Annotated in this window: 8 protein-coding genes; 2 read left to right on the forward strand and 6 right to left on the reverse strand. The window is 28.0% G+C overall.

The genetic code is table 4. The features are described from left to right. Positions 1-244, forward strand: a 244-nt coding sequence (locus AB668_RS03510; RefSeq protein WP_327138681.1) for a hypothetical protein, incomplete at its 5' end; no start/stop codon positions are given. 81 nt (positions 245-325) lie between these two features. Here AB668_RS03510 and AB668_RS03515 read toward each other — a convergent pair. The 6 genes from AB668_RS03515 to AB668_RS05750 form a co-directional block, all read right to left on the reverse strand. Beyond that, positions 326-1,252 carry an ABC transporter permease gene (locus AB668_RS03515; RefSeq protein WP_050517643.1) on the reverse strand — a complete coding sequence of 309 codons (927 nt, stop codon included), beginning with the start codon at positions 1,250-1,252 and terminating at the stop codon, positions 326-328. A 1-nt stretch (position 1,253) separates the two neighbouring features. Next, complete coding sequence (locus tag AB668_RS03520; RefSeq protein WP_050517644.1) at positions 1,254-3,857, reverse strand: ABC transporter permease subunit; 2,604 nt, start codon at positions 3,855-3,857, stop codon at positions 1,254-1,256. Next, positions 3,857-5,449: an ABC transporter ATP-binding protein gene (locus tag AB668_RS03525; protein ID WP_050517645.1), complete on the reverse strand. Its 1,593-nt coding sequence runs from the start codon at positions 5,447-5,449 to the stop codon at positions 3,857-3,859. The genes AB668_RS03520 and AB668_RS03525 overlap by 1 nt, the downstream gene beginning before the upstream one ends. 24 nt (positions 5,450-5,473) lie before the next feature. After that, positions 5,474-7,159 (reverse strand): BMP family ABC transporter substrate-binding protein, encoded by a 1,686-nt coding sequence (locus AB668_RS03530; protein ID WP_050517646.1) that lies wholly within the window; start codon positions 7,157-7,159, stop codon positions 5,474-5,476. A gap of 246 nt (positions 7,160-7,405) precedes the next feature. After that, positions 7,406-7,885 carry an Mbov_0400 family ICE element protein gene (locus AB668_RS06110; protein ID WP_442928560.1) on the reverse strand — a complete coding sequence of 160 codons (480 nt, stop codon included), beginning with the start codon at positions 7,883-7,885 and terminating at the stop codon, positions 7,406-7,408. Then, complete coding sequence (locus tag AB668_RS05750) at positions 7,828-7,980, reverse strand: hypothetical protein (protein WP_160315012.1); 153 nt, start codon at positions 7,978-7,980, stop codon at positions 7,828-7,830. The genes AB668_RS06110 and AB668_RS05750 overlap by 58 nt, the downstream gene beginning before the upstream one ends. Before the next feature lie 125 nt (positions 7,981-8,105). Between AB668_RS05750 and AB668_RS03540 the strand changes: the two genes are divergently transcribed. Next, the coding region (locus tag AB668_RS03540; RefSeq protein WP_201342694.1) for a hypothetical protein at positions 8,106-8,483 on the forward strand (378 nt) is incomplete at its 3' end.

Consider the following 8,483-nt stretch of genomic DNA (forward strand, 5'->3'; position numbering starts at 1 on the left):
AAAAACCAGAGTTCATTCTGAAATGAAAGTTTATACAACTGAATTTATAAACTACTTATCATTAATAATTGGAACACGTGTTAAGAACCAATTTATTAAATTGGACTTGCACAAAAATTATTCTTTCAAACAAATAATAGAATATTTAAGAAGTTATAAAATGGAACAGATAAGTGGTAAAGAATGAAAGAAAAGCAAGATGTTGAAATACGTTCAAAACCTTGCTGATTTATTAAATATATAGTATTAGACTAAAACTTTTTTATTAAATAGTTTTAAACAAAAAAAACAAGCACAAATGTGCTTGTTTGAAATTATAAATAATTTATCTTTTTGATTTATCAAATGGAACTCCAACTGCAGCTGGTGCTCGTGATGTTTTACTAAATGCAATCATACCTATAATAGTTAATACGAAAGGTGTTACTTTGAATAAGGTCGCCATTCTTTTTATAACATTTTGATCAAATAGTAATGAAATTTGTTGAGCCATTGCAAATATCATTGAAAATATAATAACTCCAATTGAAATAAATGGTATTTTTCATTGACCGAAAATCATAATCGCAATAGCTAAGAATCCATATCCATTTAATGATCCACCAAATGTACCACTACCAACAATTGTTAGAATGAATGCTCCACCACCAATTCCTGCAAGAAATCCTGAAAACATTACTGCAATATATCTATATTTTGTAACACTAATTCCAGCAGCATCAATTGCATTTGGGTTTTCTCCAACCATTGCATATCTCATTCCTTGTTTTGTGTATTTGAAAAATACTAATAATAGAATAGCTACAATAATCGCTACAATCATTCAAACAGGGAATGGTCCAAATTTTAATGTTGTATAACCACTTGCAATAATTTGAGATTGTTTTCCAAAGTAGTTTGATGAAGCTAAGAATATACCTGTTCCTAAAGCTAAGATATTAATAGCAGTTCCTGAAACAATTTGATTTGATTTCAACGAAACCGATGGAAATGCGTGTAATAGCGAAAATATAGATGTTACTATTGCTGCAAGCAACATAACTCAAATTTGAGTATATTGAGAAGATGCTTCATTTGGGTGAGTATTTACAATTGTTCCAAGTATAGAAACAACCAATGCACCCACTGTCATCATTCCCTCAACAGCAATATTAACTACTCCCGCTTTTTCTGAAACAAGTGCTGATAAGGAAGCAAATAATAATATAGCAATAAATCCGAAAGCTCATTGAGCTGTAACTGAATTTAACATATTACACACCTTCCTTTACTATTTTTTGATTAATTTCAACAACTTGAGAATTCATATTTTCTTTATATGTTTTTTCTAAGTTTATTAATTGATCTAAATCTTGAATTGTTTCAACTGGAGCAGAATTAACAGTTTCTAAATATTGTTCTTTTTGAGAAGCAATTAGTTCTTTAGCTTTTATTATAGATTCATTGAAAATACTATTAGTTTTATTTTCATCTAATCTAGATTGGATATAATTAATTTCTTTTTGAATATTAATTATTAATTTTAAAGAACTTAAATTAATTCTTATTTTGTCTTTCATGTATTCAGCAGCATCATATGCATTAACTACTTGTTGAGTTAAAATTTTATCAATTTTATTTTTAATTCCTAAAACTTTTGTTAAAACTTCGTTATTTGTGATTAAAGCTTCATTAGAAATCTCTTTTACAAGTTGATATTTAAAGATTGTTTTTAAATCATTCAATAGCATAGTTGCTTGTTCAACTTCTTGTTTAGAACGATTCATATCAACTTTTGAATCAAATTCTTGTTTAAATTCTAAAGCTTTTTGTTTTGATAATTCAAAACGTTTATTTTCTTCTTCAACTAAACGTTGAGCTTTATCTAAAATTGCTTGTAGTTCAACTTTTTCTTGTTTAACTTTTAGTTTTTGAGCTTTAAACTTATCTTTTCAGTCTTTTGATTCTTGTTTAGCTTTAAAAATAACTTCTTTTTTATCTTGTTTTAATTGAGAAATTAACTCATTGAATTTTTGTTTGATTTCATCATATTTTACTTTTTTATCTTCAGTCGTTAATTCTTTATTTAATCTCAGAATTTCTCGTTGTAATTTAAATTCAGATTTTGCTGATTTAATATGCTCATTGATATTATCAATAGCTGTTAATTTTTCGGCTTTAATTTGAATTAAATTATCACGGTATTCAAACTCTCAAGTTAACGCACTTATTTCAGTTTCTTTGTTCATCTTGATTGCTTGAAGTCTTGATTTGTGTTCAGCTTTATTTTTTTCTAATAAGTTTTTATAAGAATTTAAAATTGAATCTCTAGTTTTTCTTACTTTATCTTTTTGAGTAGAAAATTCTAAGTTTAAATTTCTTTGTTTTTCAATAAAGTTAGAAATAATTAAAGCTTTTTCTTTTGATAATTCTGTTTTTAAACCACAAACATTTAATTCTGTTTTTTCTTCTTTAACATGTTTTTTAACTTCTGCTAATTTGTCTTCACATAAGCTAATTAATGAATCAATTTCTTTTTTCATTACTAACTTAAGATTTTTTCTACCATTTCATTTCTTAGCAAGCAAACTAACTTGTTCATTATTAATATCTATATTGTTTTCTTTACAATAAGCTATATATTCTTGTTCAAGTCTTTCTTTATATTCACTTGATAAACATAAGAAGCGTTTTTTAGATTTTAGTTTTCTAATATGAGATTTTAGTTTTCTAATAATTTTTAGATTTATTCCTGAGTTTAATATATAGAATTTATTTTTGATTGCTGTTCAAGGTTCAAGTCTAATAAATATTGAAGCAATAGCAGTGAAGTAAATTAATATACCTGAAATTAATGAACTTAATTGAGTTGAAATTGTATAGAATCCTGAAGCAGGTCCTGTACCAGTTTTAATAGCGGCTCACAATCAACCTGTACCAATAATTCCTATAGGGTTATTAAATGCAACTAATGAAACCGCGATTGCATCAAATCCTAAAGTAGGTAATGAGTCGATTGCAAATGATGTATTTGGTGTAACTGTAAACATTGCAACAAAACCAGCTAACCCTGCAAATGCTCCTGATAATGTTAATGCTCCAACGATTTGTGTTTTAACATTAATTCCAACATATTGTGATGCCGAAGGAGATGAACCAACAGCTTTTAGTTTAAATCCTAAAGTAGTTTTTGAAAATAATACTCAAACAAATAGAACACAGATACTTGCAATTATAATAGGAAGTAGTCAATGATTATCTCCTATATTTAATTGATTAGAAGGAATAGTAAAAGTAATACCTGGAGTTGGACTTTTAAAACTATCTCCAGTGAAATCAAAGAATCATTTTAATGTAAAGAATGCAGTTCAGTTTAATAGAATTGTTGATACAACTTCATGTATATTGAATAATGCTTTTAACAAACCTGCTATAAACGCTAATATTGCACCAGATAGAACACAAATTATAAATAATAAGAATATTGTTCCAGAATCTATAGAAGATATTGTTTTACCTTTTATTAGAACAAGGATTATTGTTGACAAACATGTTGATGTTAATATTTGTCCCGAAGCACCAATATTAAATACCCCACACCTAAATGCAATAGCCATAGATATAGCGGCAATTATATAAACTGCAGTTCAATTAAAAGTTTCTGGTAGGAAACTACTCTCAAAACTATATGAAAATACATAGTAAAAATATTCAAAGGGGTTTACTGATAAAAATATCAATAGTATAGAAGCGGTTGCTAGTCCAGCTAAAATTGAAAAAATAGAACCTTTAAAAACTTTTCTTTTTTCTTTTGAATGATCTGAAGTAACTACATACTTTAATCTATTTGAAAATGTTCATTTAAATTTAGAAAACATTATGCATTTACCTCCATTTTAGATTTATTCTTTTTGATTTTATCTAGTGTTTGACCAGTCATCAGTAATCCTATTTCTTCTTTTTTAGCTCCTTTTCCAGAAACTTCACCAATAAATCTTCCTTCATTAATAACAACGATTCTGTCAGCTAATGCCATAACTTCGTTTAGTTCATAAGAAACTAACAAGATACCTTTTCCACTTTCTTTTTCTTTTAATATTTCAGAGTGAATGTATTCAATGGCTCCAACATCAAGACCACGGGTTGGTTGAACAACAACTAATAAGTCGTGTTGTTTTCTAATTTCTCTACCAACAATAACTTTTTGTTGATTTCCACCAGATAACCCTCTAGCATTAGCTGTTCCATTTCTAGAACCACGAACATCAAAATCATTTATTACTGATTGAGCATATCTTGAAATAGCATTTCTGTTTATAAATCCAAATTTAGAAAATGGTTCTTTATCCAATTCTTGACTCACAACATTTTCTTGTACTGTAAAATCTAGCAATAGACCGTGTTTATGACGATCTTCAGGAATGTGAGATAATCCCATATCGTATCTTTTTTTAATGCTATGGTTAACGATGTTTACACCTTTAAATACTACCCCGCCAGATACCGGTTTAGTTAGTCCAGTAATAGCTTCAACTAATTCTTTTTGACCATTTCCTTCAACACCTGCAACAGCAACAATTTCACCAGGTTTCACATTTATATTAAAAGTTTCTAATCCAAATACTTTAGGATTTGAATTTTTTTTAACTGTTAAATTTATTACATCAAGAATAGGTTGATCTGATAGCGGTTTAGTATACTCATTTTTCACTTCAATTAATTTTCTACCAACCATTGCTTCAGCAATTTCATTACCAGTTACTTTAGAAACATCTAAATCGATTATTTTTCTACCTAATCTAATAACAGTTGCGGTATCTGCCACTTTCTTAATTTCATCCATTTTATGTGAAATGAAAATAATTGTTTTTCCTGATTTTTGAAGATTTTGCATAACTCTTAGCAAACCATCGATTTGTTGAGGAGTTAAAACAGCAGTAGGTTCATCAAAAACTAAGATATCAGCTTTTCTGTATAGAATTTTTAATATCTCAACACGTTGTTGCATACCAACAGAAATATTTTGAATTTTTGCATCTAGATCTACGTGTAGATCATATTTATCCATAATTTCTACTAACTCTGCACGCATTTTTGTTTTATTTAAGAATATTTTATTTTTTGTTTCTTCGGTACCTAAAATAATGTTTTCAAAAACAGTATTCACTTCTACTAACTTGAAATGTTGGTGAACCATACCAATACCTAATTTATTAGCTTTAATCGGATTTGAAATTATTTCTTCTTTCCCATTAACTCTTATTATCCCCTCAGTTGGTTGATATAAACCAAATAGGATTGACATTAAAGTTGATTTACCAGCACCATTTTCACCTACAATAGCGTGAATTTCACCCTTTTTAACCCTAATTGTTACGTTGTCGTTAGCGACAATAGCACCATTTAGAAATGTTTTTGTTATATTTTCCATTTCTATGGCATAAATATTTTCTTTAGTTAATGTTTTCATCTAATTTCATAAACTCTATTTTATTTATTTTTGATTAACAATATTGGTTCTATTTAAAAGGTTTAGGTAGTCTTGGATTCCTGCTATTCCTTCTTCATTTAATTTTGATTCAGCTCATTTTTTATCTGTTAACTCTTTTTTTACTTGTTCTACAAAATTATTTAATGATTTTGAACTGAAGTATTCATTAAATTTGCTTCCACTTTCTTTAAAAATATTTTCTAATTTTTTAGATACAATTTTAGAACTACCTTTTTCATAATCAATAGACTGAACAGCTAAATTAGCAGAGTTTGTAATAATTCCATCTTTACCAGCATCTCATTTTTGGTCTGCACTTCTTGATGAAGAAATAGATCAATCCGCTTGTTCTCCATTTAAAACTTGTCCATCTTTTGTTTCACCTGCATATTTAGAGTTTTTATATGTCTTACCACCAACTATAGCTTCTTGTAATGATTTTGCTCTTTCTAATGCATAAACCGATGCTGAAATAATATTTTTCTTAGCACTTGTAATAAATCTTTTGTTTGTTCCTATTCTCTCATCACCAATTGAGATAACTTGATCAGCATCAACTCCAATTACATATGGTTTAAAAATCTTAGCATCTTCTTCGTTATAACTTAAAACATCATTTGTTTGGGCTCCTGCAACTGGGAAAATAATATCTGCTTGATTTTTGAATAATTTAGGCATTACACTTGATCTTGTAGCTCCTCCAGATTCGAAGTTACTAGAAAATCAATCAACTTCTTCAAGTGCATCGATACTTTTTACATCTTGTCTTTGAGATTCACTTCCTTTTCCATTTGCAAACTCGACTTTTTGCAAAGTATACTCCACTTCGTTGTTTTTAACATCTTTCAATTTAACAGTTTGGCCTGCCATAACATCATTATATAAATTCATTGCGGCTAGTAAACCTCACAAGAAGTCGTCAACAGCATTTTTAATACTTATTCCACCAAACATACCAACTGATACATGACTTTTATCTCTTAATGATCCTTGAACAGGTATTTCGTTCACTTTTTTCTCTGCTGATTTTTGAATAGCTTCTGGATCAAATTCTCCACTATTTAAACTTGTCATTTTTGGTAAGTTGGCTCACATTAATGCATCTCAACCTGCGTTAAACCCTGCTAATTCTGATTTATAAACTATTGAAATAACATTGTTGCGATTTCCTTTATAAGTACCATCTAAAAAGACGACTGTTTTTTCACCCATTCTTTCTGCAGCGTATTGAACTGTATCGTTATGTTTGAATCCTGCTAAAAATATTGCATCTGCTCCTCTACTGATAGCTGTGTTATAAGCATTGGTAAATCCAGAAGCTCCAGATCCTTCACGTACCTCTACAAAGTTTTTATTTTTTTCTTTAGCTTTTTTAAAATCGACTTCACCAAAGTTTTTCTTTTCAGGATTTCATTGGTTTTCACCTACTGATGAAGCGTAATCTAAAGCTCTGGCTTCTTCTTCGTTTTCGATACCGAATTTTTCATGAATATTCATACCATATTGGATGATAGCTTCTCATGCACCTTCGTTAAATGAGTGATCGTGAATGTTACCAGCATCTGTAACCATTACAACTCTTTGTCCAACAACTCCTTCTGCAAGTTCTGCTTTTTTACATGAAACTGTAGCAGAAATTGGCGCAGCTGTTGCAACTAGCGCAGTTAAGGCTGTTAAAAGTTTTTTCATATATACTATTTCCTTTCGTTTGTTAGATAATCTCTAATTTTATTATATAAAAACTATATAAAAATTAAAAAGATATACCACTCTCAATATAATCATACCTGAATATAGCAAAAGAGTTTAGAATTTAAAACATTCTTCTGGAATATCAAACAAAATGATATCAATATTTTTGATCAAAAAAATAAACCTCGATTTGATTATCATTGTTTTAAAACTCACACATATTTATACTCATTAATAAATGTTTTATTTTGAATCTTTATATTTTAATAATATTGTTTCAACTTTTGTTTTGGTATTTTTTAATCATATTTTCATTTGTTCTCGATCTTTATTTGCTTCAAAAACATCTGTCAGTCATATAGTTTTATTATTTTCAAAGTCAAAACACTGTACTTCATGATAAATTAGATTATTTTTATTTTCATAGAGCTTATTCATAATTTGATGATAAATTTCAAATGATATTTGAAAATTATTTTTTCTGTTATCTAATTCAAATAGTTCTAAAAACATTTTACTGTTCATTATGTTAATAGTAGAACAATTGATGACATTTCCTAGTGATTTAGGTGTGACTTTTTTATTGTAAATGTTATTTTCATAAATAATAACATTATTATCTTCATCGTTTTCAACTGATGATAGATTATTTTTTGTTAAAGTTTTTATTGATAAATAGTAGAATTTTTCATCTGAGTGAAATACAACAAGCGGACGATGTATTTTTTCTCTTTTGTGCTTATTTCTTTTGAAAATTTATCTTTTGCGATTGGTAGTTTATTATTTTTATTTCTGAACTTATATCCTGAACTTTTCACAATTTTGTAACTAGTTATTAATAATGAAGTGTAAACCCTTTATTTAAAGGGTTTTTATTTTGAAAAAACACTAGATTTTTACTTTAAATAGTGATATAATGTAACTAGTAAAAGGAGATAAAAAAATGGCTTTTAAACCTGTAAAAATTCCATCAAAAGATATTGTATTTAGTAGAAGAAAAAACTGTACTTATGTGTACTATACAACCAAGAAAATTTTTAATAAAGAAAAGGGATATAGTGAGAACGAAAGAGCGTGCATAGGTATTGTTTCTGATGAAAAAGAAACAATGATGATACCAAACGAAAACTATGTTACCTACTTTGGAGATTTCGGTATTTCACTTGAAGAAAACGATAGTCAATTTTCAAGGGTTTTATCATTTGGTGCGAGATTGGTTGTTGACAAAATATTAGAAAAGTTAAATGTAAGCTCTATACTAAACAAAGTTTTTAAAGAAAAAACTGATTTAATAAAATCTTTAATTTGTTATTTTATTGAT

This window comes from Mycoplasma sp. HU2014, from assembly GCF_001199495.1.
Taxonomy (GTDB): domain Bacteria; phylum Bacillota_I; class Bacilli_A; order Mycoplasmatales; family Mycoplasmataceae; genus Mycoplasma.